Source organism: Kitasatospora sp. NPDC101157, assembly GCF_044768255.1.
Taxonomy (GTDB): domain Bacteria; phylum Actinomycetota; class Actinomycetes; order Streptomycetales; family Streptomycetaceae; genus Kitasatospora.
Map to the genome: position 1 here is coordinate 55,132 of NZ_JBIWPL010000002.1, position 23,805 is coordinate 78,936.

The following is a 23,805-nucleotide window of genomic DNA, read 5'->3' on the forward strand; positions in this document are numbered from 1 at the left end:
CCCCGGGATCCGGCGAGGCATGCGCGCGAGGTGGCCGAACCACTCGTGCAGGGGCCGCCGGCCCCGAGCGGCCTGCCGGCGGGCGTGGCGTGCTCAGCCGTAGGGGACGACGGCGACCGGGCAGTGGACGTGGTGGATCGCGGCGTGGGCGACCGGGCCGAGGTGGTGGTGGCGGAGCGGCAGGTGGCGCAGGCGGCGGCCGAGCACGAGGAGGCGGGCCGACGCGGCCGCGTCGACGAGTTCGACGGCGGGTTTGCCGCGGACCAGGTCGGCGGTCACCTCCACCTCGGGGTACCGGGCCCTCAGGGGCTCCAGCGTCTCGGCGAGGCCCGCCCACTCCACGGAGGAGAGCTCGCCCTCCAGGCCGCCGATGGCACCGTAGGACATGTACTCGCTGCCGGCCGGCGGGGACCAGACGTGGATGACCCGCAGCGGCGCGGCGCGGAGCGCGGCGGCCTGGAAGGCGAAGGCCAGCACGTGGTCGGCGGGGTGGGCCAGGTCGATCCCGGCCGTCACGGGGCCGTCCGGCTCGTCCTCGTCGGCCCGGACCAGCACCACCGGGCAGGCGGAGCGGCGCAGCACCTCCTGGCTGACCGAGCCGACCAGGAACCCGCGCAGGGTGCCCAGTCCGCGGGAGCCGAGCACCAGTACGGCGGCGCGGTGCGAGGCCTCCTCCAGGGCCTCCACCGGGTCGGCGGACACCGGGGCGGTGGAGACCCGCACGTCGGGCACCAGGGCGGACAGCGCGGACTCGCGGTCGGCGAGGTGGGCGAGGGCGCGGTGGTAGGTCTGGTCGCTGCCGACCACGTCCCGCTTCGGCCAGGGCCAGGCCTCCAGGACTTCGAGCGGGCGGTCGCGGCGCTGTGCCTCGCGGGCGGCCCACTCGGTCGCGGTGAGGCTCTCGGGCGAGCCGTCGAAACCGACGACGACGGGCCCGGTGGAGGTTCCGGGCGCGGACGGTCCGGTCGGGGGGTGATCGGTCACGGCGCGCTCCTCAGGTTCCGCGGCGCGGCGAGGGCCGTAGCCGGCCGCCGGGGGCCGCCTCGGGTTGCGACCCCAGTATCGGCGGTGGTCGCGCCCGCCACCTCTCGGGGCACCGGGGCCCGCGCCCCGCCGCGCTGCGACGACCGCGGCGGCAGGAAGCCGTCGGGCGGCGGTTCGCCGGTGACGGCGGCGTTTACGCGGGCGGGGACGGGGGTGAGGGCGGCCGGGTACCCGAGCGGCCGGGCGGGCCGGGCGAGTCGCACGGGCCGAGAGGGATTCCTCGTGGAGCTGCCGACCCGGCCCGCCGAGCGTCCCTCGCCCGGCGGGCCGGTCCCGTCGCAGGCGCGGGACGGGCCGGTGCCGTCAGGGGACCATGGCCTCGATGTGGGCGAGGTGGGCGGCGAGGATCTCCTCGAACGCGGCGCTCCGCTCTGCGCCGAGCGGGCGGACGTCGCGGGCGAAGTGAGCGAGGGCGGGGAAGCGTTCGGGGTCGGCGCCCAGTACGGCGACGCGGAACTGCTCCATCCCCTGTTCGTACTCCTCGGGGGTGACGGTGCTGAGGCCGGCCTCGGAGGAGATCAGCGCGGCCAGCAGGATCACGATGCGGTGGTAGCGCGCCGGGATCTCCCGGTCCGGCAGTCCGGACGCCCGCAGGGCCTGCAGCACCTCCTCCATGACCAGCCGGGATCCGGTGCCGCCGGACCCGTAGCGCCCCCAGATCCCGGCGAGTTGGGGCTGCTCGCCGAAGGCCTCCCGCAGGCGCAGGCCCAGCGTGGTGAGGCGCTGCTTCCAGTCGCCTTCGGGGCGGTAGCCGTCCATGGCGGCCACCAGGACGCGGTCGGCGACCTCGCGCAGCAGCTCGGTCTTGTTGCGGAAGTGCCGGTAGAGGCTGGAGGAGTCGGTCCCGAGCGCCGCGGCGAGCTTGCGCACGCTGAACGACTCGGCGTCGTCCGTGCGCAGCAGTGTCACCGCCCTGTCCAGGATCTCCTCGGCCGACCATCGCCTGCGGCCCGTCATCTCGCCCCTTTCGTCCGGCTCAGCCTAGCCGATGCACCGGCCCTTGCACTCGACAGAGCACTCGGGGTAGCACTTGGCGTTGCACTTGGCGTTGCACGCGCCGCGTGCATAATGGGGGCAAGACACTGTCCTGACGTGACGACACCCCGGCGACCGGCCGGGAGGGGGAGCAGGAACGATGAGCCGGACCACCCACACCCGCCCGCCGGAGCCGGACTTCGAGGCGATCACGGCCGAGGAACTGCGCGACTACCGGGAGGCCGAGAACCGCTGGCGCGCGTCCGGCGCGGCCCGGGCGGTCCTGGGGGAACCGGATCCCGGCGCCGCGATCGGCTGGCAGCAGCTGGCGCTGCCCGGCCGCGAACTCCCGGTCCGGGTGTACCGGCCGGCGCCGGCGGGGGACGGCGAAACCGGCTCCCGGGTCGGCCTGCCGCTCGTGGTCCACGTCCACGGTGGTGGCTTCGTGGGTACGGCGGCGCAGTGCGACTGGACCAACAGCCACCTCGCCGCGCACCTGCCCGCACTCGTCGTCTCGGTCGAGCACCGCCTCCTCGCCTCCGGCAGCCCGCTCGCGAACGCCGTCGACGACGGCTGGGAGGTGCTCCGCCACGTGCTGCGGCACGCCGCCCAGTGGGGCGTGGACCCGACGCGCACGGCCGTGTTCGGCGAGAGCTGCGGCGCGCTGATCAGCGCCCTGGCGGCCATCCGGGCCAGGGAAGCGGGCCTGGAACTCAGGGCGCAGGTACTGGTCAACCCGGTCACCGACGTGACCGGGACGATGGAGGACCACCCCTCGGTGGCCGAGCACGCGTACAGCCCGACCCCGGCGCTGCCCCTACTGCGCTTCCTCCAACGGCTCGCCGTGCCGCAGGGAGGCGATGCCCGCGCGCTCTCGCCGCTCTACGCGGACGACCTGGGCGGACTGGCCCCGGCACTCGTGGTGGTGCCCACCCGGGATGCGCTCGCCGACCACGGCCGCCGCTACGCCGAGCGGCTGCGCGCGGCCGGGACGCCCGTGACGCTCTCCGAGTACCGGGGCGCGAGGCACGCGTTCCTCACCCTGCCCGGCCTGGAACCCCGGGCCGAAGCCGCCCGGGCGGACATCCTCCGTTTCCTCCGCGCGGCCCTGGCGGAGTGAGAGACCGACGACGTGGCCCGGCCCGACGGCTCAGGCCGGGACCGGTGTCAGGTCGGCGCGACCGAAGAGCAGTGCCCAGCCGTGTGGCAGTTGGGCCAGCACGCGGTCGGTGAGACGGTCGCCGGCCAGGTCGGCCAGGGCGGCCAGGACGGAGGAGGCGTCCCAGCGGGCCGCGGTGAGACTGGTGCCCAGGACGTCGGCGAGGGCTTCGACGAACGCGGGCGCGCCGACCGGCGCGGGCAGCGGGATCTGCGAGGAGAAGACGGTGCGGGCCCGTTCGGGAAGCACGGAGGCGAGGTCGCAGCGTTCCTCGCCGGTGAGCTGCGAGCCGAGCAGGGCGAGGACGGAGTCGAGGACGCGTTCGGCCTCCTCGTCACCGGGGTAGCGGCCGAGGGTGCGGACCTGCTGGATCAGGCGGCGGTGCCGGGTCATGGCGGTGGCCTTCCGTGGCGCGGGCCGCCGCGTCTGTGCGGCGGCCCGAACGGTGAACAGGGGGCGGCGGGTCAGGGATCGGCGGATCAGGGGCGCCGGACGACGTCCGGCTGGCCGAACAGGGCGTCGTAGCCGGGCGGCAGTTGGAGCAGGACCTGCTCCATGAGCCGGTCGTCGGCCGCGTCGGCGACCGTGGACAGGACGGCACCGATGTCCCACAGGGCGGTGGCTTCGGTGGCGCCCTCTATCCAGGCGGCGGTGGCGCGGACGAACCGTTCGGGACTGAGCGGTTCGGCGGCCTGCAGGGGGTTGAGCAGGACCAGGGCGAGGGTTTCGGGCAGGCTGGCCGCGAGACGGGCGCGCACGTCGCCGACCAGGTGGGCGCCGAGCAGGGCCAGGACCACGCGCGCGCAGCGCTCGGCCTCCTCGGGCGTGCTGTACTCGCCGCGTTCCCGGACCTGTTCCAGGAACGCTTCCCAACGCATCGTCACCGTGTTCTCCCTCCTTCGGGATCGGGGACGAACTGGGTCCGGTTCGGCGACGGCCGGGGCCCGGGGGCCAAACGGCAGCCGAGGCCGGTGAGCTTGAGGAGCCGGGCCACGGGGCGGCCGACGCCGCGCAGGACGAGGCTTCGGCCGCTGCGGTCGGCCTGGTTCCGGGCCCGGACGAGGACGCCCAGGCCCGAGCAGTCCATGAACGTCACCTCCGAGAGGTCGAGCACCACTTCCCGGTGCTCCGTCAGTGCGCGGGACAGCTCTCGATGCAGGCGCGGGGCGGTGTCGAGGTCGATCTCGCCGCACGCCGTCACCACGAACGGGGTCACCTGGGTGGTCATGGGACTGCTCGCTGTCCGTCCGCCCGCCGTCGCGGGCAGGTGTGGTACGGGGGCCGGATCGTCCCGTGCCGCTCCGCCGGGGGATTCGGGCGGCACGGGACGGCCTCCGAAGGGGCCGGGCCTGGACGGCCGGGCCCGGCCGGGAAGGGTCAGGCCTGGATCTGCTTGCGGCCGCCGCTGTGACTGATGGCGATCTTGCGGGGCTTGGCCTTCTCGGCGACCGGGATCTTCAGGGTCAGCACGCCCGCGTCGTAGTCGGCGCTGATCCCCTCCGGGTCGAGGGTGTCGGAGAGCATGACCTGGCGGGAGAAGACCCCGAGCGGGCGCTCGGACAGCTCCCACTTCACGCCCTCGCCGTCGTGGCGCGGACGGCGCTCGGCCTTGACGGTCAGCATGTTCCGCTCGACGTCGATGTCGATCGCCTCCGGGTCCACGCCCGGCAGGTCGAAGGAGATCACGTACTCCTCACCGGTGCGGTACGCGTCCAGCGGCATCGGGGTCGGCCGCGACCAGGTGCCGGTCGTGTTGAGGAACTGCTGGGTCAGCCGGTCCAGCTCGCGGAACGGGTCAGTGCGCATCAGCATCGCGAAACACCTCCACTGATCGATGGGTGCCAGTGCGCTTCACCTGACACCGTTGTAGCACGTCGTCCTTTCGATGACAAACGCTGAGTGTCATCCGTAGAATGACGTCATGAGTACGAAGCCGTCGAAGCCCGCTCCCGGCTCCGAGCCGGTCTCCTTCCTCGCCGCAGCGTCGGCGCTCGCCGCCATCGACGACGCCGTCCGCTCCGCCCGTGCGGCCTCCGCCGTACCCGAGGACCCCCATGAGGACGGCCCCGAACAGGCGCTGGCCGCCCTGGTGTTGCTGCGCGAGTTGCGCGCCCGGCTCGCGGACTGGGAGGCCCCGCTGGTCGAGGCGGCCCGTGCCGGCGGCGCGACCTGGGCCGACCTCGCGCGGCCCATGGGCGTCGCGAGCCGCCAGGCCGCCGAGAACCGCTACCTGAGGCTTCGCTCCGCCGGCGCCCCCGCCGCGGGGGAGACCGGAGCGGAGCGGCTCAAGGCCGTGCGCGACCGCCGGGCCGCCGACCGCGCCGTCAGCGCCTGGGCCCGCGACCACGCCGCCGGACTGCGCGTGCTGGCCGCCCAGATCACCGCCGCCCCGGACCACGCCCCGGCCGCCGGGCCCGCACTGAACGCGCTCACCACCGCCCTCGGCGCCGCCGACCCGGCCGACCTCATAGGGCCCCTGGCCGACATGCGCCCGTACCTCGCCGGCGCCCATCCCGACCTCGCCACCCGCCTGGACGACCTCACCCGCCAGACCGACCGCCTCCGCCATGACAGTGATCAACGACGCGCCTGAACCCGCCGCTGCCGAGCAGGACCGCTGGCAGCAGATCGAGGAACGGCTCAGCGCCCTGGAACGCCGGATCCGGGAGCACGGCGGCGCGGCCCTGACCACGATCGACGCCTGCCTGGCCCGGCTCGACGCCCTCCGCCACGACCTCGCCACCCGGCCGTGGCCCCCGACGAGCCCCGAACGCCCGGGCGGACCGGCCCGCGACGGCTCCGGTCGCCGCTGAGCAGCCTTCCCCTGGTGCGCCCGTGGCGTCACCCCCCGGCCCGCCGAGCCGCCGCCCGGCGGGCCGGTTCCGTTCATCGGGCGGTGAGCAGGCCCGCCACCTGGCTCATCGGGCGGTGAGCAGGCCCGCCACCTGGCTCACCGGGCGGCGAGCAGGCCCGCCACCAGGGCGCGGAGCCCGTCCCGGTAGGTGTCCTGGGCCGTCAGCGGCTCCCAGCGCTCGGCGATCCGCGCCAGGCGCGGGTACTCGTCGGCGTCGAGACCGGCGAAGCCCTGTTCGCGGTAGGTCGGCCGGTCGTCCCCGGCGCGGCGGCGGGCCGCCGTGGCGCGGACCACGATCTCCCCGGCGGTGTAGTACCAGATCGCGCGGTAGCCCTGTACGGCGCGCTCCAGCGACAGGCCGCAGCCGACCAGTCCGTCGACGAGCCGCTCGACGAACCACAGGGCGTGGGTGGACATCAGGTCGTCGGCGGTCAGCACCTCGACGATCCAGGGGCAGCCGGAGAGCGCCTCGTGGACCGCGGCGGCCGCGGCGACGCGGCCGCCGGCACCGGCTGGAACTCGACGCCCCCAGCGACCTGATGTCGATCACCCTGCGCCACGGGACCCGGCTGGAGCGCCGCACCGAGGAGGGCTGACCGCGCCCGGCGCCGGAGACCGGGGCGCCCGGAGGATCCCCGTCCTCCGGGCGCACGGCCGGGTGAGCTCCGGCGGGGCGGGTCAGGCGGCGGGGAGGCTGTTCGCCATGTCCCGGAAGTCGGCGGACGGCCGCATCATCCCGTTGTCCCCGACGTTCAGGTTCTCCAGCCAGCCGTTCCGGTACCAGAAGATCGACGAGGTCAGCGGAGCCGGATCCTTGATCTGGAGCTGCTTCGACAGGTCGATCATGAAGCGGATCGCGTTCAGCGACGAGGCGCTGCGGATCGGTGCCGCGCAGAACGCGTTGCTCGTCGGCAGGGTGACCAGGGAGCCGTACGGCAGTTCCGTCCCGCCGAGGGCGTTCTCCAGGCGCAGGGCCTGGGCCGCGCCGGGCCAGGAGCCCATCCCGTTGACGGCGTACAGGACGTCACCGTTCGTGGCGTTGAAGGACTGCCGGTTGAGCCGCTCGGTGGTCAGGTTGGCGAAGGCCCGCTCCCAGAGCTCGGCCCGGTCGATGCCCCACTGGTCGGCGGCGTGCTCGGCTATCGAGAGCGCCTCGGTGGCCCCGCCCCGCTTCCCGCCGTTGACGCACAGGACGACCGACAGCTCCTCGTCGATCCGCCGGGCCACGGCGTCGGGGCCCAGGCTCCGGGTCGGGGTGATCAGCAGGCGCAGGCGGTCCCGGACCTCGGCGGCCGGGATTCCGGCCAGGGCCTTGCACGGGCCGTGTTCGTCACACAGTGGTTTGGGAAGGTTCTTTCGGTTGCCGAACAGTGGCATGGAGGTCCCCCCGGATCGGTGCAGTGGTGGTCGGGCCGAGGACACAGCATCCCACCGGAGTTCGCCGCCGTCCCGGCGATCACCCGATTTTCAGAGTGCGCCTGGACAGGGGAGCGGCGGGCGCCGGTCGGGAGGTCGGCCGACCGGCGTTGCGCGGCGGGGCGGTGCTGCCCGGCTGAGATGCTCTGCCGGGTGGAGACGACGGACACCGGGCGGGTCGAGGCGTTCAGCGACGGGGTGTTCGCGATCGCGATCACCCTGCTGGTGCTGGAGATCAGGATCCCGCAGGCCCAGGGCGCGACGGAGCTGTGGCGGGCGCTCGGCGCGCAGTGGCCGTCGTACTTCGCGTACCTGGTGAGCTTCCTCGTGATCGGCGTGGTCTGGGTGAACCACCACACCCTGTTCGCCCACCTCGCCCGGGTCGACCGCACCCTGATGTTCGTCAACCTGCTGCTGCTGATGCTGATCTCGGTTCTGCCGTTCCCGACGGCCGTGGTCGCGCAGAACCTGCGCAACGGCTCTGCCGCGAACGTCGCGGCGGCCGTGTACGGCATGGTGATGGTCGGCCAGGCGGTGCTGTTCAGCGTGTTCTGGAACTACGCCACCCGCATCGGCCACTGCTTCGACGAACGGGTCGACGTGCCGGCGGCCCGCGCGGCCCGGTGGCGGTTCGAGGTGGGGCTGGTCGTCTACCCGCTCACCGTGGGCCTGGCCTTCCTGTCCGCTCCGGCCGCCCTCGCCGTGCACGGTCTGCTCGCCGTGTACTACGCCTTCAACCAGGTGAGGGTGCCACTGCTCGACCGGGGGTGACCAGATGACGGAAACACCGGCGCGGGCGAACCGGTTGTCGTACCGTCCTGGGCCATGGACCACGCATTCGCCACCCGCTTCGCCCAGGAGTGGGCCGCCGACTGGAACTCCCACGACCTGGAGCGCATCCTCGCCCACTACACCGAGGACGTCGTCTTCGCCTCGCCCCGGATCGTCGACCTCGTCGGCGACCCGACCGGCGAGGTACGCGGCAAGGAGGCCCTGCGCGTGTACTGGGCCAAGGGCCTGCGGCACCTGCCCGATCTGCACTTCACCGTCGAGGACGTCCGGGCCTCCGTCGACACGATCGTCATCAACTACCGCAACGAGCGCGGCCGGGCCGTCGCCGAGGTGCTCACCTTCCGTGACGGCCTGGTCTGCCGCGGCTTCGGCGCGTACGGGCCGGAGGCCTGAGACACGGCGGGGCGCCCCGGGTGCCGTCCGGGGCGCCCGCGCACGCGGTCACTCCCAGGTGACGTCGCGGTCGTCGAACTCCCCGCCGACGCCCGGACGCGCCCGCCCGCGTGACGGCGCCGGGGGCCGGGCGCGGCGCCGCCGGAAGGGTGGAATACGCGGGCGGACGGCGCGCGGCGGCGCTCGGGAGCGCGCCGAGCCGTCCACACTCCCGCCGTATGGCGGACGTCGGCTCCGCCGCGGCACCGGGGCCGCGGCGCGCGGGCGAGGGAGGACTTGATGCATCGTCACGGCGGAGCCCCGTGGACCGCTCGCGCCCCGGCCGGCGCCGCCCCGGCCGAACCGAACACGGCCTACACCGGCACCTGCAACAGCGGCTGCTACGGACCGCTGACGGTGAGCGAGCAGGGCGGCGGCCTGCTGATGACCGCCGGCCCCGCCAACCTGTAGTACCCGCTGCAGCACTACGACGGCGACGTCTTCAGCTTCCGCAGCCAGGGCGAGAACGCCGTCGGCCTCTCCGGGGTGACCTTCACCGTGGGCGCCGACGGGAAGGCCGGCAAGGTGGTCGTCGAGCAGCTCGACATCGACGGCCTCGGGACGTTCACCCGCAGCTGACCCGGACGGCCGTGAACGAACAGAAGCCCGCGTGAAGTTGTCTGACCAAGTTCGGCCGCTGTTCGCCCGCGCGCCCTTCCCCGGGCCGCGCCGAACCGGTATCTCTGTCCCGCTCGTGGTGCACGGCCACGGCAACCACCCTCACGCAACCAACGGGACGAGGTACCCCCCAATGCGACTGCGCTGGAGCCCCCTCGGCGGGCTGCTCGCCACCCTCCCGCTCATCGGCGCCCTGGTCGTCGGTGCACCCACCGCCGCGCAGGCGGCGGTCGGCAGCGGCAACCTGATCGTCAACGGAGACGCCGAGGCCGGCGGCTACTGCACCAACGACTGGAGCGCCGCCACCACCGTCCCCGGCTGGGCCACCGAGGCCGGCGGCGTCGACGTCATGTGCTCCACGGTCGGCTCCTTCGGCCTGCCGAAGGACGGCAACACGCCGGGCAAGGCCTTCTTCGGGCCGGGCAACTTCGGCGACGGCTCGATGAGCCAGACCGTCGACGTCTCCTCCGCGGCCACCGCGATCGACGGCGGCGGCGTGCACTACAACCTGGCGGGCTGGCTGGGCGGTTGGACCACCTACGGGGGCTACGCCGCGGTCGCCCTGCACTTCCAGGACGCCGGCGGCAGGCCGCTCGGCCCGACCGCCAAGCTGCCGACCGTCTCCGCCACCGACCGCGGCCTGAGCACCGAGTTCCTCTCCCGCACCGCCACCGGCGCCGTCCCGGCCGGGACCAGGTCGATCCAGGTCGAGGTGCAGTTCCTGTCCTCCACGAACGAGACCGGCTATCTGGACAACCTCTCGCTCACCCTCGACACCCCGGTCGCCGCCCCCGTGCCACTGACCCCGCCCGCCTCCCAAGTGCCGGGCTACGACCACGTGTTCACCGTCATGATGGAGAACACCGACTACTCCCAGATCATGAACGACCCGGCGGACACCCCGTACATCCACAGTCTGATGTCCCAGGGCGCCACCCTCACCGACGCCCACGGCGTCTACCACCCCAGCGACGAGAACTACCTCGCCGTCGCGGGCGGCGACACCTACACCAAGGGCGCCACCTACTGGCCCAACATCAACTCCCCCCAGCGCAACCTCGGTGACACCATCGAGGACGCGGGCAAGACCTGGAAGGCCTACGAGCAGGGCATGGGCACGCCCTGCAACACCAACAAGAACAACGACAGCTACTACATGCCCGACGACGCGCCCTTCATCAACTACACCGACATCAGCGGCAATCCGGCCCGCTGCGCGGCCCACCTCTTCGACACCACCCAGCTGGCCACCGACCTCAGGTCGGCCGCCACCACGCCGAACTTCTCCTGGATCGCCGCCGACGACTACTACGACGGCGAAGCCTCCGGCAACGGCAGCGCCACCAGCCTGAAGACCCAGGACGGCTGGCTGCAGCAGACCCTCGCACCGGTGCTCTCCTCGCCGGCCTGGACCCAGCAGCGCTCGCTGCTGCTCCTGACCTGGGACGAGAGCCAGAACGAGGGCTACAACCACGTCGCCACCGTCGTCGTCGGCTCCCAGGGCACCGTCCCGGCCGGGACCAGCAGCCCGCTGCACTACGACCACTACGGCATCGGCCGCACCATCGAGTCGGCCCTCGGCCTGCCCGGACTCACCGCCAACGACACCTACGCGACGCCGCTGAACGCCGCCTTCGCGCCGTCCACCGCGACCGGGCCGACGCTGACCGGCGACCTGAACGCGGTGGCGAACGGCGGCAACGTCACCCTGCGCTACGGCGTCCCGAACGCGTCCCGGGCCGGCGCCAAGAACTGGGTCGGCCTCTACCCGGCGGGCGTCACCCCCGGATCCCGGTCCGCGCTCACCTGGGCCTACACACCCAACCAGAGCGGCGCCGTCACCTTCGCCACCGGCAAGCTCAACGGCGCGGGCCGCTACGACGCGTACTACCTCGCCAACGACGGCTACTCCGTACTGGCCGGGCCGTTCACCCTGACCGTCGGCTGACGGCAGCCGGCAGGGGCCCGCAGGTGTGCGGGCCCCTGCCGGCGGCGCCGGCCGACCCGCCCTGACCGACGAGCGATTCGTTCAGGACGCCGCCTCGCCCCCTGCGCCTCTACGACCCCGTCGTCTCCCTCACCCGCGAACGCCTCTGGCGCAGCCTGCTCGCCATGCACGTGACCCCGGCCCCGACGACGTGATCCTCGACGTCGGCTGCGGAACCGGCTCGCCGGCCGTGCTCCTCGCCCACGTCGAACCGCGCGCCCGCGTCATCGGCCGGGCTTGCGGGCCACCAGGCAGGCGTGCGGTCTGGTCACCCGACCGTTGGGCGCCTGCTCCAGTCTCGCGGTGACGACGAGTCCGGCGCGCTCCAGCAGTCCGACGACGCGGTCCAGGGGCAGGAGGTACGACTCGTAGGACACCGGCCGGCCGTAGCCCCGGGTCGGCCGCAGCCGTTCGTCGCCGACGAAGTCGCCCCAGAGCAGGTGGCCGCCGGGCGCGAGCGTGCGGTGGAACTCGGCGAACACGGTCGGCAGCCACTGCGGGGGCGTGTGGTGGGTGGAGTACCAGGCCAGGATGCCGCCGAGCTCGTCGTCCCCCGTCTCCAGCGCGGTCATCGAGCCCGTGGTGAAGCGCAGGTCCGGGTGGGCCCGCCGGGCCAGCCCGATCATCTCCGGCGACAGATCGACGCCGAAGGCGGACACCCCCAGCCCGGCCAGGTGCGCCGTCACCCGGCCGGGGCCGCACCCCAGATCCGCGACCGGCCCCTGACCGGCCGTCCGCACGAGCTCGGCGAACCCCGCCAGCATCGCGCGCGACAGCGGATCCAGCGCGTCCGGAGGCGGGACGCGTGCGACGTAGTCGGCGGCAACCGCGTCGTACGACTCGCGGACGGCGGTCAGAAAGGAGGGCTCACCCATGCGGCCGACCCTAGACCGGAGAACCGACGGGCCGGCCCGGTTCGCGGGAACGGGCTGCGCAAGGCGCTCGTCGGGCAGGCCCTCACCGTCCGACCCGCGCACCGTCGTCCGTCGTCCGTGGCCCCCCGTCGTCCGTCGCCTGCCGCTCGTCCGCGACAGCGGTCGGGCGGTGGTCAGGAGGACGCTGGTCAGGACGCCTTGCGGCGCGAACGGCCGGCGTGCTCAAGGGCCTCCTGGAGCTCGTCGCGCGTCATCGTGGAGCGGTGCGGGATGTCCAGGTCGGTGGCCCGCTGGTAGAGCTCGGCCTTGGTGAGCTCGGACAACCGCTGCTTGCCGGTGGCGCCGGCACGCTTCGTGGCCCCGGCCGCGCCGGCCTTGGCGGCGGTGCTCTTCTTGCCGCCGGTCGGCTTGGGGGAGCGGCCGGCGCGGCCACCCACGGTCCGGTCGGGACGCCCCTTCCCGGGCGCGTCGGCCGGTTCTCCCTTGCGGGCCGTGTCGAGGCTGCGGCGCAGCGCGTCCATCAGGTCGATGACGTTGGTGGCCTCGGGGGCGGGGCCGGCGGAGACGGCGATCTCGCGGCCGGCGAGCTTGTCCTCGACGAGTTTCCGCACCTGCTCCTCGTAGGTGTCGTGCCACTCGTCGGGCTTCCACTCGACGGCGAGCATGCCGATCAGCTGCTCGGCGGTCCTGACCTCCTGCGGTGTGAGCTCGACCTTCTCCGGCAGGTCGTCGATCTCGCCCCGGGGGTCGCGGACCTCGTCGGCGAAGTGCATGGTGTGCAGCTCCAGCAGCCCGTTCTCCGAGCGCACCGCGGTCAGGTACTCCTTGCCGCGCATCGCGAACATCGCCAGCCCGACCTTGCCCGAGTGCTCCAGCGCCTCGACCAGGAGCGCGTAGACCTTCTGGTACTCCTTGCCGCGGGGGCCCAGGTAGTAGGTGCGGTCGAAGAAGATCGGGTCCACGTCGGCGAGGTCGACGAACCCGGAGATGTCGATGGTGCGGGAGCGGCCGGGGGAGATCCGTTCCAGTTCGTCCGGTTCGACGATCACGTACTCACCCTCGGTGACCTCGTAGCCCTTGACGATGTCCGCGTACTCGACCTCCTTGCCGGTGCGCTCGTTGACGCGCTTGTTTCGCACCCGGTCGGAGGTGCCGCGCTGCAACTGGTGGAAGCGCACGTCATGGGACTGGGTCGCGGTGTAGAGCGCGACCGGCACGGTGACCAGTCCGAAGGTGAGCACTCCGGTCCACATGGGTCGGGCCATGACGGGCTCCCTTCACCCTGCCGCGCCCGCCGGGCGGTGCGCGGGCGGGTCATGACCAGCGTGGCCGGGCGCCCGGCTCCGCGCACGCGGTGATGGGCCGACGGGCGCCGCCGCCCTGCTGGGCCCCGCTCGGAGGCGAAGCGACGACGCCCTACCGGGCGCCTGGCCAGCGGCGGCCCGCCCAAACCCCGCAGCCCTGATGACGGGCCGCGCGCGTCAGGTGGCCCGGCCGCTGCGGCCACCGCGGCCGGTCGCCTCCAGCTGCCGTAGCCGGTCGGCGGCCTCGTGTGCGCTCTCGCGCGAGCGGGCGGCTTGTTCCTGGGCCGCCCCGACGGCGTCCTCGGCGGCGCGCAGCTGTTCGTCGGCCCGCGCGAGCGCCGCGCGGGCGTGGGCTTCGCGCTCCCCGGCTCGGGCGAGTGCGTCCCGGGCCCGCTCGGCCTCGTCCAGGGCCCGCTCGGCCTCGTCCTGCGCCTGCCGCCGGGCCGACCGGGCGCCGCGCAGAGCCTGCTCGGCTTCGCCGACGCGCCCGACGGCTTCCCGCTCCTCCTGCTTCGCGGTGGTCGCCGCCTGCCAGGCCCGGGCCAGTTCCTGCTCCTGCTCCTGCTCCCGTTCCCGCCGGCGGACACGCTGCCGCTCCGCCTCGGCCGTCGGGCCTCGGCGCGCCGCACGCTCAGCACGTTCAGCGGGAGGTGCCTTCGCCGGGCCCGGGCCCTTACCGGCTCCGACGGCTTCCGCCCGTCCTGCGGGCTCCGGTCCGCCGGGAGCGGCGCCCGGCCACGGCGGCGGCTCCAGCGCGGTGGTGAGTCGGCCCTCGGCCAGTGCCCGGGCCGCATCGGGGTCGGCGAGGGCGGCGGACAGGGTCCGGTCCAGATCGGCGACCGCGTCCGCGCCGAGCGGGTGGCCGGCTGCCGAGGCCTCCTGGCGCGCCTGTTCGGTGAGCGCCCGCACCAACCGGCGGCGCCGGTCGGCGAGGGCGCGCAGCTGCTCGCCAGCGAGGTGCTCCTGGGCGGTCCGCAGCGCCTCCCCGAGATCCAGGAGTTGCTCGACCAGCTGGTGGTGGCGGTGGGTGAGGAGGTTGGCGGCCCATGCGGCCAGGGTCGGTCGGTGCAGGGACCGGATCCGCTTCGCGAGCCGCGGGTCGGCCTTCTTCAGCCCGTCGGCTCGCTCGTTGCGCGCCGCGGTGAAGTCGGACGGGGCGAGGACGTAGAGGGCGTCGGCGATCGCGTCGAAATCGGGACTGGCCACGTCTTCGGACTCTACGGCCGACCGGTCCCGCGGGCCCGCGGGCTGACGGCACGCCATCGGTCATCCGGCACGGTCGGCGAGTGCGCGCAGTTCCCGTAGGCGGGCCAGGTCTCGCGGGTGAGGAAGTGCCCGGCGCCCGGCACGGCGCGTAGCCGTGCGCCGGGGACGGCGGCGGCGACGGCGCCGCTGTTCGTCCGGAACGAGACGGCCGCCCGGGTCCCCGGGGCCCAGCGCCAGGCGGTCCACCTCCGCCACGTCGCCCAGGCCGGGAACCACCCCCGGATCAGTGCCCTGCGCGCCGCCCCGCCCGTCGAACCCGCCGACGATCGGTTCGACGCCGTCCTCGGCCGCGTCCTGGCCGGCGTCCTGGGCTCATCCGCCGACCGGCCCCGCGCGACGCCCGGCCGCAGGGCGGCTCCCGGGCGCCGGGATCCGGGTCCTCGCCGCGATGCGCGAGGGCCCGGGAAACCGACCGGCGGGACCGGCGGGCTCGGCGGGCCCGATGGGGTGGCGGCAAATCCGCTGGACGGCGTCGGGATACTGCCGACATGGCCGTCACCCAGCAACTCGCCCGAGTCCCGGCGGAGTACCTCGCCGCCTGCCGTCGGGCCGCCGAGGAATCACCCGAAGGGGACCACCGGTGGGATCCGCCGTCCGCGGACTGCCTCGATCTCGACTGGGCGCCCTTCATGCTGGAGCGCGCCTGCGAACTGGCCCGACTGGACGCCGTCCACCTGGGGGCGCTCACACGGGCGACCGATGGCGACCACAGCATCGATCTGGATTTCCTCAATGCGGGCCCGCACGCGATCGCCTTCTTCGCCAACTCCCCTGCGACGGCCCTCTGCCCGGACGCAGTCGTCCAGGTGTCGGCGCTGCTCGGAGCGATCGACATGGAAGGGATCCTCCGGTCGGTCCGGGACAGGGGCGCGGGATCCGAGCTCGGCCACGGTTTCGTCGGTGATCCGACGGATTACCTGCTGGGCCACTTCGGTACGCTGCGTGAGTTCTACGCGGAGGCGGCCCGGAGGCGCCTTCTCGTCGTGCTGTGGTCGGACTGATCCGCGAACTCCCCGCCCGGTGGTGACTCGTCACGGAAAGTGCCGAAGAGTCGCCGGCAGCCCGGGCTGCGGCCGGCTGCCCCGTCCGGGGGGATCTCAGCCGATCGCCTCGGTGGCCAGCGCGAGGACGGCCTGGTCGAAGCAGGGTTCGCCGGGCAGGGGAGCCACCTCGGTGTCGCAGAACACGACCGGCACGCCACGTCGTTCGGCGTGCTCGGCGACGACGTCGACGGCGGCGGCCTTGAGCTCGGCCAGGTACAACTCCGCGTCCAAATCCGCGAGTTCGGTTCGCAGTCGGTTCCGGTCGGCGAGGGCGTTCGTGGCGTGGACGACCCGGGCGCCGTACCTCGTCCGCAGATGGTCGACCATCCCGGGCAGGGCGTGCGGAGCGGCGGTGGTGAAGAACGCGACGCGACGTCCCGACACGTCCGCGACCGGCCGGGGGCGCAGCGCGACGGCGATCAGCGGTACGTCCCGGATCCGCCGGACGGACGCCCGCATGGCGCTGGTGTCGAGCTGAGGATCGGCGAGGGTGAGCACGGCCAGGTCGGAGACCAGCAGCCGGTACGCGCCCAGGTAGCCGAAGACCCGTCCGGGATCCTGGCCGGCGCCGATGACGAGGATCCGCCGACGTGCCTCCACCGGCGGCAGGACGGTCCCGCTGCCCTCGAACAGGACGAGATCGGGCGAGAGCTCGGCGGCGGTCTCGGCCGCCGCCGCGACGTTCGAGGCGAACGGGGCTGACGCGAAGCCGCCGCCGCAGCGCCGGGCCCCGACGGTGGGCACCCCGGTGAACACCGCGTCCTCGATGTAGTCGGAGGCGGCGTGCCGCCCGGAGCGGGAGAGTTCCAGCAGCTCGGCGAGGTTCGGCGGGTCGGTCACCACTTCCGGTTCGGCCGGTCCGCCACGGCCCATGGCGACGACCACGACCTTCCACCGCTCGGCCAGCAAGCGCGCGGTGTGTCCGCTGACGGCGGTCTTGCCGATCCGCTTGCCCGTGCCCGCGATGCTGAGGGACGGCAGCGCGAACGGCGCCAGCCGCGGGGGCTCGAAGCGGAAGTCCGCTCCCGCGTACGGAACTCCGCAGGCCATGGCCTGTGCCGCGTACGCCATCCGCTCCGGGCCGCCGACCACCGGTTCGTCCGACAGGTCGAGGACGAAGTCGGCCCCGCAGGCGGACACGGCCTCCGTGAGGCTCCCGGTCAGCAGCGGTACTCCGAAATCCGGCGCCTCCCGCAGCTTCTCCGTCCCGCCGACGAGCAGCGCACCCGCCACCCGGCAGGGCAACGCGCGCAGGGTCTCCCGGACGACCTCCGGGTAGTGCTCCCCGTCGACGACGGCGAGGGCCCGCCCTCCCACCAGCGGTGACGGCAGTCTGTCGATCATGTGCCTCCCGGGAATTCGCTGTTCCTCGTTCGGAGTCGGGCGCGGGTTCGGGCTGCGGGATCGGACGCGGAGTGCGTCGCGCGGCCGCTCTGCTCGCAGCTGCCGTCGTTCCGCCGGTGGCGGGCGTCAGGCGATGGGTGCCGTGTGCGTCACTGCGGGCAGAGTTCCGCGCTGCCGCCGTGCAGGCACACCGTTCGCCACTCGGAGGTGTATTCCACGGCGCTCATGAACGCATCCGGCGCGGTGATCGCTTTCGGTCCACGCGGAAGGTCCCTTCTGGGGGCGGAGGGTGATTTCCGTATGCATACCAATGGGCCCGGGAGTCAGGGCCGTGACGGGTGGTTTCAACACGAATGGTGGACGCGGCCGTGACCGGGTTCCGGTCGGACCCGCTTCGACTGTTAGGAACCGCGCGCCCGGGGCACCCGCTTCGGCGGACCCGGGGGAACTTCGCGGCGAGGAGGAGACGGTATGGACGGGGGCGACGGACGTGCGGCGAGCGGTCTGGCGAGTCCGCGCGGACCGCTGTCGGCGGCGGTGCTCGGGCTGGTGACCGCCGGGCCTCCGGGTGCCGGGCGGCTGCTCGCACCGGCCGGCCCGCTCTCCGATCCGTGGGGCGAGGACCACCAGCTGGCGCTGTACCTGTGCTACGAGCTGCACGACCGGGGCCTGCCCGGTGTGCACCCCGGCTGGGAGTGGGAGCCCGAGCTGCTCGCCCTGCGCAGGGAGTTGGAGCGTCCCTTCCTCGCGGCGGTGCGCGCCGAGGTCGAGCCGGTGCCGCCGCTGGCCGAGGTGCAGGAACAGCTGTTGACCGAGCCGGTCGAGGGCACCGGGCCGTCGTACTTCCTGCTGGGTCAGGGCGAGCGCCGCCACGCCCGGGAGTACCTGGTGCACCGGTCCGTCTACCACCTCAAGGAGGCGGACCCGCAGCTGTGGGCGCTGCCGAGGGTGCACGGGCCCGCGCAGGCGGTGCTGATGTCGATCGCCTACGACGAATACGGCGCCGGGCGCCCGGAACGGGCCCACGCCTCGCTGTTCGCCCGGATGATGGCCGCCTTCGGCCTCGACCCCCGCTACGGGCACTACCTTGACCTGATCCCCGCACCGGCGCTGGCGATGGTCAACCTGATGATGCTGTTCGGCCTGCACCGGGCGCTGCGGTACGCGGCCGTCGGGCACTTCGCCGCCGTCGAGATGACCTCCTCGCCCGGTTCGGCCCGGCTGGCCACCGCCCTGGAGCGGCTGGGCGGCGGGCCGGACGGCGTGCTGTTCTACCGCGAGCACGTCGAGGCGGACGCCGTCCACGAGCAGCTGGTACGCCGCGGAGTGATCGGGGAGCTCGTGGACGCCGAGCCCGAGGCCGCAGCGGACATCGCCTTCGGCATCGCCGCCGCCGACGCCCTGGACCGGCGCCTGGGCGACCACCTGGTCGACTGCTGGCAGCAGGGGCGGACGTCCCTGCGCTCACCCCTCCCCGGCGACGGGCTGCTCCCCGCCACCGCCCCGCTCCGAATCGGCGGGACCGCCCCGCTCTGAGCCGGCGCGCCCCTGCTCGGAACCGGCGGGCGCCGGAGAGCCCCGCCGGGGCCCGCCGTGCCGCCGGTGGCTGGTGTCGCAGAACGGGTACGTCCGGCTCCGCCGACAGGCGCACAGCGCCACCACGGGGCGCTCGGACACCCGGCGCGAGCCGTCCGGCAGGACGACCTCCACCGGGCCCTCGACCAGCATCGGGCCGCCCGGCACGACCGTCACCCGCGTCACGCGCTCGGCGCTCCCGGACCACGCCCCGGACCGAGCGCTGCCGGACTCAGTACTCCCGGACTCAGTGCTCCCGGACACCGCGCACCACCACCAGCTCCTCCTCGCGCTCGCCCGGCCGGATCAGCCCCAGCTGCTCCAACAGGGCGGCGCGGGCCGTCAGCACCGGTCCGAAGGGCTGCCGCCGCCGTGCCGCCACCTCCGCACGCAGCCCCGCCCCGCGCAGGGCCGCCAGGGTGGCCGGGACGTCGGCGAGCGCGGACTGCACCACCAGCAGGACGCCGCCCGCGGACAGTACGCGGGGGGCCGTACGGCAGATCCGGTCCAGGACCAGCCGCCCGTCCGCCCCGGCGTCCCAGGCCAGCGCGGCGCCGCGCCCGGGGGCGCGGGGACCGGAGGCGGTGGGGACGTACGGGGGGTTGGCGGTGACCAGGTCGAAGCGCCGGCCGGTCACCGGGACCAGCAGGTCGCCGCGCCGCAGCCGGATCCGCCGACGGTGCAGCCGGGTGTTGCACCAGGCGGTGAGGACCGCGCGGGCGGACAGGTCCACCGCCGTGACCCGGGCGCCGCTGCGCGCGGCCACCAGGGCGACGGCACCCGTCCCGGTGCACAGGTCGAGCACCCGGCTGGAGCCGTCGAGCGGCTCCCGGCGCACGCAGTCGGCCAGCAGTTCGGTGTCGCCCTGGGGCGGATAGACGCCCGGCGGTCGGATCAACAGCATGCGTAGCGGCTGCCCGGGAAGCCGCCGTCCACACCCGCCCGTCCCGCCGCATCGCGCCCACCCGCCGCACACTCACTGTGCGCGCACGATCACCACCGGGCAGGTCGCGTGCTGCGCGCAGCGGGTGCTCACCGATCCGAGCAGCGCCCGGGTGAAGCCGCCGCGCCCGTGGCTGCCCACGACCAGCAGTTCGGCGCCCTTGGCCGCCTCCAGCAGGACGTCGGAGGCGTCGCCCATGACCATGGCCCGGCGGACCTGCACCGGGCAGTCCGTGCCGAGCACCTCGCCCAGCTCGTCGGCGAACTTCCGTTCGGCGAGCTCCTGGTCGAAGGTGGCGTCGACCACCGGCGCCGACCAGCCGAAGTGGCTCGGCGGTTCCCACGCCCCCACCGCGTCCACCACGCCGCCGATCATCCCGGCGTGCCGGACCGCCCAGCGCAGCGCGGCGTGCGACGGCTGAGAGCCGTCCACGCCGACCACGACACGGGGGAGGGAGTCGTTCGCGTCCATCGGTACCGTCCTGGGGGTGGTGGCCATCGCTCCTCCCCACCACGGTGCGGACCGTCCGCCGTCACCGCCAGTACGGCCCGGCACCCGGGTGACGTCCACGGACGGTCCGGGCGCATCGGAGGGCCGGCCTCACCCCTCGGTGCGGTACCGCAGCCGGGCGGTCCCGACGTGGTCGAACGGCCCCAGCCTCCGGCCGGGAGGTGCCCCCACCGCAGTGGCTCCCTCCTCCGCCTTGCGATGCACGCATCCCAACGCCGCCCCGCCCGCCCTCCGGGCGGACGACGGGAGCTCAACAACAGGCCCTGGGAAGGTGGCCGAGCCCGCAGCGGCGAACAAAGCCGATGTCCACGCCATGACCGAGGCTTGCCCGGCGGCGGGCGGGCGGTCGTGGACGAACGCCGTCGGTGGGTGGCGGCCGCTACAGGGCGCAGCAGCCGTCGCGGCGAAGGGCCTGGCCGACGGCGTACCAGTCCTCGGCCGGGCCCGACGGCTGGGCGGCGAGCGGAGTCCGGACGTGCTCCCCGACCACGTCCGCACGCCGGTAGGTGACGCCGTCCCGCATCACCCAGGAGGTCCGTGCCAGGTCGGCGAAGTCGTGGAACGGGTCCCCGTCGACCGCCGTCAGGTCGGCGAGCTTGCCCGCCTCCACCGTGCCGAGGTCGTCGGACAGCCCGAACAGCCGGGTCGGGGTGACGGTCGCCGTGCGCAGCGCCTGGGCGGGGGACAGGCCCGCGTACCGGACCAGGGCGCGCAGCCCGAGGTGCACCTGGAGGCCGACGGGGGTGAGCGGCGAGTCGGTGCCGAGGGCCAGGGCGCCGCCGTCCTCGATGATCTTCCGGTAGACGCCCATCTCGGTCCGGACGGCGCGGCGCTGCTCCGGGGTGGCCGCCGTCTGCGCCTGGCGCTGCACGCCGGCGGCGTCCCAGGGCGGCATCAGGGCCGTCACCCGGGCGTCCTCGGCCAGCGAGGGGTCGTCGCCGAGCAGGTAGAACGCGGAGAACGGGGTGATGACGATCGCGAACTCCCCGCCGCGGTAGATCTCGTGGACGTCCTGGTAGGCGTGCCCGGTCGGCGAGACCACCCGGCCGTACTCCTGCCGCTGGGTGGCCGACAGGTGGGTGGTGAGGTCCTGCCCCACCTGCACCCCGGGGGTCAGCAGGTGGCTGCCCGCGGGCACCCCGAGGCGTTCGTGGGCCGTCCGGGCGGCCTCCGCCATGATCCAGGCGGGCGCCCGCACATAGGTCTTGACGAAGTCGTAGTCCAGCGCGACGGCGCGCTCCAGGCTGCGCCGCACCCCGTCGGCGGTGCGGTGGGCGCGGCCCATGCTGTACGCGACCCGGCTGCCGTCGAGCAGTTCGCCGGTGGTCAGGAACCGCGGGCCGTCCATCACCCGGGCGTCGACCGACTCGCGGATGCGCGCCTGCTCGTAGGCGAAGCCGCCCAGCGAGGCGGTGCCGGTGACGCCGTAGGCGAGCAGCAGGCGGGACTCGCGGCCGCCGTAGGTGTTCTGGTACGGGTGGGTGTGGGAGTCCCACAGGCCCGGCAGGACGGTGCAGCCGGTGGCGTCGACCAGTCGCTCCCCGGCCCGGCGGGCGCCCGAGCGGTGTGGTTCGACGGAGGTGACGCGGTTGCCGGTGACGACGATGTCGACGTCCTCGCGGAGGTTCTCGCCGGTGCCGTCCCACAGCCGGGCGGCGTGGATGCGGGTGACGTCGGAGCGCGGCGGCACGGCGCGGGCGGTGCGCAGCGGCACGGCGACGGTGCGCCGGTCGCCGCCGTCGCGGCCGGTCAACTGCAGCTTCCCGTCGGCGAGATGGAGCAGTCGGGCGGAGTCGCCGGACCAGGACGGGTGGTCGGCCGCCCCGTCGGTGATCCGCCGGGGCTCGCCGGTCGGCGTGCCGTCCGGGGCGACCGGCAGCACCCACAGCGCGGACTCCACGACCAGCGCGAGCCAGCGGCCGTCGGGCGACCAGACCGGGCCGCTGTCGCAGCGGTCGGCGACCGAGGTGTCCGGCAGCGGCAGGAAGGACTTCGAGGAGCCGTCCCGGGTGTCGATCACCCGGATGACGTTGTAGCCCTCGCGGAAGCGGTGGTTGAGGCGGTTGCGGTCGCAGAGCGCGAGGTAGCGGCCGTCGGGTGACCAACTGGGCCTGCCGGGAAGGCCGTTGCCGCCGAGTGGCGTTGCGAGGCGGTGCTCGGCGCCGGTGGTGAGGTCGACCAGGAGGAGGTTGCCCAGGACGTCCTGGCAGGCCAGCCGGGTGCCGTCCGGGGAGAGCGCCGGGTTGAACCGGCCGCCCCGGGCGAGGACGGTGTCGGTGCCGCCGTCCAGGGTCAGGCGGTGCACGGCGCCCAGGCCGTCCCCGTCGGCGTCGCCGTCGTGGACGTACAGCACGCTGCGGCCGTCCCGGCTCCAGGACGGCATCTGCACGTAGTGGGCCGGGGCGGCCTGGAGCATCTTGCGCGGCTGCCCGCCGATCGGCAGCAGCCACAGGGCGTTGAGCGCGCAGAAGACCACCGAGCGCCCGTCCGGGGAGAGCGCGGGCAGGTGGATGCCGCGTACGTCCCGCTCGGAGGTGGAGTCGAAGTCGCGCGCCTTGCGCCGGTACCGGAGCCTCGGCACCTCCTGCCGCGCGCTGAACGGGACCTCCTTGGCGGTGGCCAGGTCGGGGGAGCGGTCGGTGATCCGGCCGTCCGCGAAGTAGACGATGCCGCCCTCGGGCGTCCAGCAGGGCGGCAACGGGGAGACGTCCTCGTCGCCCGAGACCACGGTGCCGTCGACGGCCAGCGAGGCGCTCGCCGCCAGGTAGGAGGTGGCGGCGGAGGAGTCGCCGATCCACACGTAGGCCAGCCGGCCGTCCCGGGACACCACCGGGCAGGTCACCGTCCCGCTGTCCACGGTGCGTTCGACGCGCACCTGGCCGCCGCCGGCCGGCACGGAGGCGATGGTCCGGCCGCCGGAGGCGTCCGCGCGGACGAAGACGACCCGCTCGCCGTCGGGGTGCCAGGACGGGTCGTGGTCCTCGACGTCCGGCCGGTCGGTCAGCCGGGTCAGTCGGCCGGTGGCGAGCTCCACCGTCCACACGTCGTACGAGCTGCCGGACACCGCGTCGCCTCCGCGCTCGGAGGAGAAGGCGAGGTGGCGCCCGTCCGGGGACCAGGACACCCCGCGGTCGTCCCACGCGCCGCTGGTCACCTGGCGCAGGTTCGACCCGTCGGGCGCCATGGTCCACAGGTGGAAGCCGCCGTCCCGGTAGGCGCAGAAGGCCACGGTCGAGCCGTCCGGGGACCACGTCGGGCGGGTGGGCTCCAGCCCGGGGGAGGTCAGCGCGGTCGCCGTTCCGCCGTGCCGCGACAGGGCCCACAGGATGCCCTGGACCTCGACGACCATCCGCTCGCCGTCGGGGGAGAGGGCCACGGCGGCGTTGGTGCCGGCCGTGAACTCCAGCACCCTCGACGGCCGGGCGTCCGGGGCGTCCGCGGCTGCGGCCGTGGCCGTCATGGCGGCCGGTCCGAGCGCCGCACCGGCACCCGCGAGCGCGGCCGCCCCGATGAAACCGCGCCGGCTCAACTCGCGCCGGCTCAACTCGTCTGCGCTCAACTCGTCTGCGCTGGCACCCTGCTGATTGGATTTCCGCTCGTTCCCGTCCCGGAGAGACGACACACCCGCTCCCTTCCCGCCACCATGGACCTCGTGGTACTCGACATGT

At 74.3% G+C, this 23,805-nt stretch carries 24 protein-coding genes and 1 pseudogene; 9 read left to right on the forward strand and 16 right to left on the reverse strand.

All coding sequences use genetic code 11. The features are described 5' to 3' along the window. Positions 1 to 93: 93 nt before the first annotated feature. Both ACIRVF_RS03670 and ACIRVF_RS03675 read right to left on the reverse strand, forming a co-directional pair. A complete protein-coding gene (locus tag ACIRVF_RS03670) occupies positions 94 to 984 on the reverse strand; it encodes a universal stress protein (RefSeq protein ID WP_402813139.1) in 891 nt (296 codons plus the stop codon). A 363-nt stretch (positions 985 to 1,347) separates the two neighbouring features. Further along, positions 1,348 to 2,001 (reverse strand): TetR/AcrR family transcriptional regulator, encoded by a 654-nt coding sequence (locus ACIRVF_RS03675; protein WP_402813142.1) that lies wholly within the window; start codon positions 1,999 to 2,001, stop codon positions 1,348 to 1,350. A gap of 178 nt (positions 2,002 to 2,179) precedes the next feature. Here ACIRVF_RS03675 and ACIRVF_RS03680 point away from each other — a divergent pair, with 178 nt between their 5' ends. Then, positions 2,180 to 3,139 carry an alpha/beta hydrolase gene (locus ACIRVF_RS03680; protein WP_402813145.1) on the forward strand — a complete coding sequence of 320 codons (960 nt, stop codon included), beginning with the start codon at positions 2,180 to 2,182 and terminating at the stop codon, positions 3,137 to 3,139. 30 nt (positions 3,140 to 3,169) lie between these two features. Here the strand turns inward: ACIRVF_RS03680 and ACIRVF_RS03685 are convergent, their stop codons facing one another. The 4 genes from ACIRVF_RS03685 to ACIRVF_RS03700 all read right to left on the reverse strand — a co-directional run bounded on the left by ACIRVF_RS03685 (position 3,170) and on the right by ACIRVF_RS03700 (position 4,990). Next, positions 3,170 to 3,571, reverse strand: coding sequence for a DUF2267 domain-containing protein (locus ACIRVF_RS03685; protein ID WP_402813148.1), 402 nt, complete (start codon positions 3,569 to 3,571; stop codon positions 3,170 to 3,172). 86 nt (positions 3,572 to 3,657) lie between these two features. Further along, on the reverse strand, positions 3,658 to 4,062 hold the full coding sequence (locus ACIRVF_RS03690) for a DUF2267 domain-containing protein (protein ID WP_402813151.1): 405 nt from the start codon (positions 4,060 to 4,062) through the stop codon (positions 3,658 to 3,660). Next, positions 4,059 to 4,406, reverse strand: a complete 348-nt coding sequence (locus tag ACIRVF_RS03695; protein WP_402813154.1) for an STAS domain-containing protein — start codon at positions 4,404 to 4,406, stop codon at positions 4,059 to 4,061. The genes ACIRVF_RS03690 and ACIRVF_RS03695 overlap by 4 nt, the downstream gene beginning before the upstream one ends. 149 nt (positions 4,407 to 4,555) lie before the next feature. Then, positions 4,556 to 4,990 carry an Hsp20/alpha crystallin family protein gene (locus ACIRVF_RS03700; RefSeq protein WP_402813157.1) on the reverse strand — a complete coding sequence of 145 codons (435 nt, stop codon included), beginning with the start codon at positions 4,988 to 4,990 and terminating at the stop codon, positions 4,556 to 4,558. Positions 4,991 to 5,099: 109 nt separating this feature from the next. Here ACIRVF_RS03700 and ACIRVF_RS03705 point away from each other — a divergent pair, with 109 nt between their 5' ends. Together ACIRVF_RS03705 and ACIRVF_RS03710 are read left to right on the forward strand one after the other, a co-directional pair. Continuing rightward, positions 5,100 to 5,771 (forward strand): type III effector protein, encoded by a 672-nt coding sequence (locus tag ACIRVF_RS03705; RefSeq protein ID WP_402813160.1) that lies wholly within the window; start codon positions 5,100 to 5,102, stop codon positions 5,769 to 5,771. Then, positions 5,746 to 5,991, forward strand: a complete 246-nt coding sequence (locus ACIRVF_RS03710; protein ID WP_402813162.1) for a hypothetical protein — start codon at positions 5,746 to 5,748, stop codon at positions 5,989 to 5,991. The genes ACIRVF_RS03705 and ACIRVF_RS03710 overlap by 26 nt, the downstream gene beginning before the upstream one ends. A 137-nt stretch (positions 5,992 to 6,128) precedes the next feature. Here the strand turns inward: ACIRVF_RS03710 and ACIRVF_RS03715 are convergent. Then, positions 6,129 to 6,527, reverse strand: a pseudogene (locus tag ACIRVF_RS03715) (TetR/AcrR family transcriptional regulator C-terminal domain-containing protein); the annotation flags it as partial. Between the two features lie 183 nt (positions 6,528 to 6,710). Next, the gene (locus ACIRVF_RS03720; RefSeq protein ID WP_402813165.1) at positions 6,711 to 7,409 is read right to left on the reverse strand and encodes a hypothetical protein; all 699 of its coding nucleotides are present in this window, start codon (positions 7,407 to 7,409) and stop codon (positions 6,711 to 6,713) included. Between the two features lie 192 nt (positions 7,410 to 7,601). Here ACIRVF_RS03720 and ACIRVF_RS03725 point away from each other — a divergent pair, with 192 nt between their 5' ends. The 4 genes from ACIRVF_RS03725 (at position 7,602) to ACIRVF_RS03740 (ending at position 11,238) form a co-directional block, all read left to right on the forward strand. Then, positions 7,602 to 8,219 carry a TMEM175 family protein gene (locus ACIRVF_RS03725; protein ID WP_402813168.1) on the forward strand — a complete coding sequence of 206 codons (618 nt, stop codon included), beginning with the start codon at positions 7,602 to 7,604 and terminating at the stop codon, positions 8,217 to 8,219. A gap of 54 nt (positions 8,220 to 8,273) precedes the next feature. Further along, a complete protein-coding gene (locus ACIRVF_RS03730; RefSeq protein WP_402813171.1) occupies positions 8,274 to 8,633 on the forward strand; it encodes a nuclear transport factor 2 family protein in 360 nt (119 codons plus the stop codon). 279 nt (positions 8,634 to 8,912) lie between these two features. Further along, the gene (locus ACIRVF_RS03735) at positions 8,913 to 9,083 is read left to right on the forward strand and encodes a hypothetical protein (protein WP_402813174.1); all 171 of its coding nucleotides are present in this window, start codon (positions 8,913 to 8,915) and stop codon (positions 9,081 to 9,083) included. 340 nt (positions 9,084 to 9,423) lie between these two features. Then, the gene (locus ACIRVF_RS03740) at positions 9,424 to 11,238 is read left to right on the forward strand and encodes an alkaline phosphatase family protein (protein ID WP_402813176.1); all 1,815 of its coding nucleotides are present in this window, start codon (positions 9,424 to 9,426) and stop codon (positions 11,236 to 11,238) included. Between the two features lie 263 nt (positions 11,239 to 11,501). Here ACIRVF_RS03740 and ACIRVF_RS03745 read toward each other — a convergent pair whose 3' ends face one another. The 3 genes from ACIRVF_RS03745 to ACIRVF_RS03755 all read right to left on the reverse strand — a co-directional run bounded on the left by ACIRVF_RS03745 (position 11,502) and on the right by ACIRVF_RS03755 (position 14,662). Then, positions 11,502 to 12,152 carry a class I SAM-dependent methyltransferase gene (locus tag ACIRVF_RS03745; RefSeq protein ID WP_402813179.1) on the reverse strand — a complete coding sequence of 217 codons (651 nt, stop codon included), beginning with the start codon at positions 12,150 to 12,152 and terminating at the stop codon, positions 11,502 to 11,504. Between the two features lie 188 nt (positions 12,153 to 12,340). After that, positions 12,341 to 13,417 carry a Ku protein gene (locus ACIRVF_RS03750; protein ID WP_402813182.1) on the reverse strand — a complete coding sequence of 359 codons (1,077 nt, stop codon included), beginning with the start codon at positions 13,415 to 13,417 and terminating at the stop codon, positions 12,341 to 12,343. 216 nt (positions 13,418 to 13,633) lie between these two features. Beyond that, a complete protein-coding gene (locus ACIRVF_RS03755; RefSeq protein ID WP_402813185.1) occupies positions 13,634 to 14,662 on the reverse strand; it encodes a hypothetical protein in 1,029 nt (342 codons plus the stop codon). A gap of 548 nt (positions 14,663 to 15,210) precedes the next feature. Here ACIRVF_RS03755 and ACIRVF_RS03760 point away from each other — a divergent pair. After that, on the forward strand, positions 15,211 to 15,723 hold the full coding sequence (locus ACIRVF_RS03760) for a DUF1877 domain-containing protein (RefSeq protein WP_402813188.1): 513 nt from the start codon (positions 15,211 to 15,213) through the stop codon (positions 15,721 to 15,723). A 96-nt stretch (positions 15,724 to 15,819) separates the two neighbouring features. Here the strand turns inward: ACIRVF_RS03760 and ACIRVF_RS03765 are convergent, their stop codons facing one another. Then, positions 15,820 to 17,109: a hypothetical protein gene (locus ACIRVF_RS03765; protein ID WP_402813191.1), complete on the reverse strand. Its 1,290-nt coding sequence runs from the start codon at positions 17,107 to 17,109 to the stop codon at positions 15,820 to 15,822. A gap of 471 nt (positions 17,110 to 17,580) precedes the next feature. Here ACIRVF_RS03765 and ACIRVF_RS03770 point away from each other — a divergent pair, with 471 nt between their 5' ends. Next, positions 17,581 to 18,645, forward strand: a complete 1,065-nt coding sequence (locus tag ACIRVF_RS03770) for an iron-containing redox enzyme family protein (protein ID WP_402813194.1) — start codon at positions 17,581 to 17,583, stop codon at positions 18,643 to 18,645. On the opposite strand, the gene ACIRVF_RS03775 is transcribed toward ACIRVF_RS03770, so the two are convergent. The 4 genes from ACIRVF_RS03775 to ACIRVF_RS03790 all read right to left on the reverse strand — a co-directional run bounded on the left by ACIRVF_RS03775 (position 18,574) and on the right by ACIRVF_RS03790 (position 23,696). Then, a complete protein-coding gene (locus ACIRVF_RS03775) occupies positions 18,574 to 18,837 on the reverse strand; it encodes a CDGSH iron-sulfur domain-containing protein (protein WP_402814586.1) in 264 nt (87 codons plus the stop codon). The two genes, ACIRVF_RS03770 and ACIRVF_RS03775, sit on opposite strands and share 72 nt — an antisense overlap. A 94-nt stretch (positions 18,838 to 18,931) precedes the next feature. After that, positions 18,932 to 19,588, reverse strand: a complete 657-nt coding sequence (locus ACIRVF_RS03780; protein WP_402813197.1) for a HemK2/MTQ2 family protein methyltransferase — start codon at positions 19,586 to 19,588, stop codon at positions 18,932 to 18,934. A 72-nt stretch (positions 19,589 to 19,660) separates the two neighbouring features. Further along, positions 19,661 to 20,098, reverse strand: coding sequence for a universal stress protein (locus tag ACIRVF_RS03785; RefSeq protein ID WP_402814588.1), 438 nt, complete (start codon positions 20,096 to 20,098; stop codon positions 19,661 to 19,663). Positions 20,099 to 20,516: 418 nt separating this feature from the next. Then, positions 20,517 to 23,696 carry an amidohydrolase family protein gene (locus ACIRVF_RS03790; RefSeq protein WP_402813200.1) on the reverse strand — a complete coding sequence of 1,060 codons (3,180 nt, stop codon included), beginning with the start codon at positions 23,694 to 23,696 and terminating at the stop codon, positions 20,517 to 20,519. Positions 23,697 to 23,805: the final 109 nt, after the last annotated feature.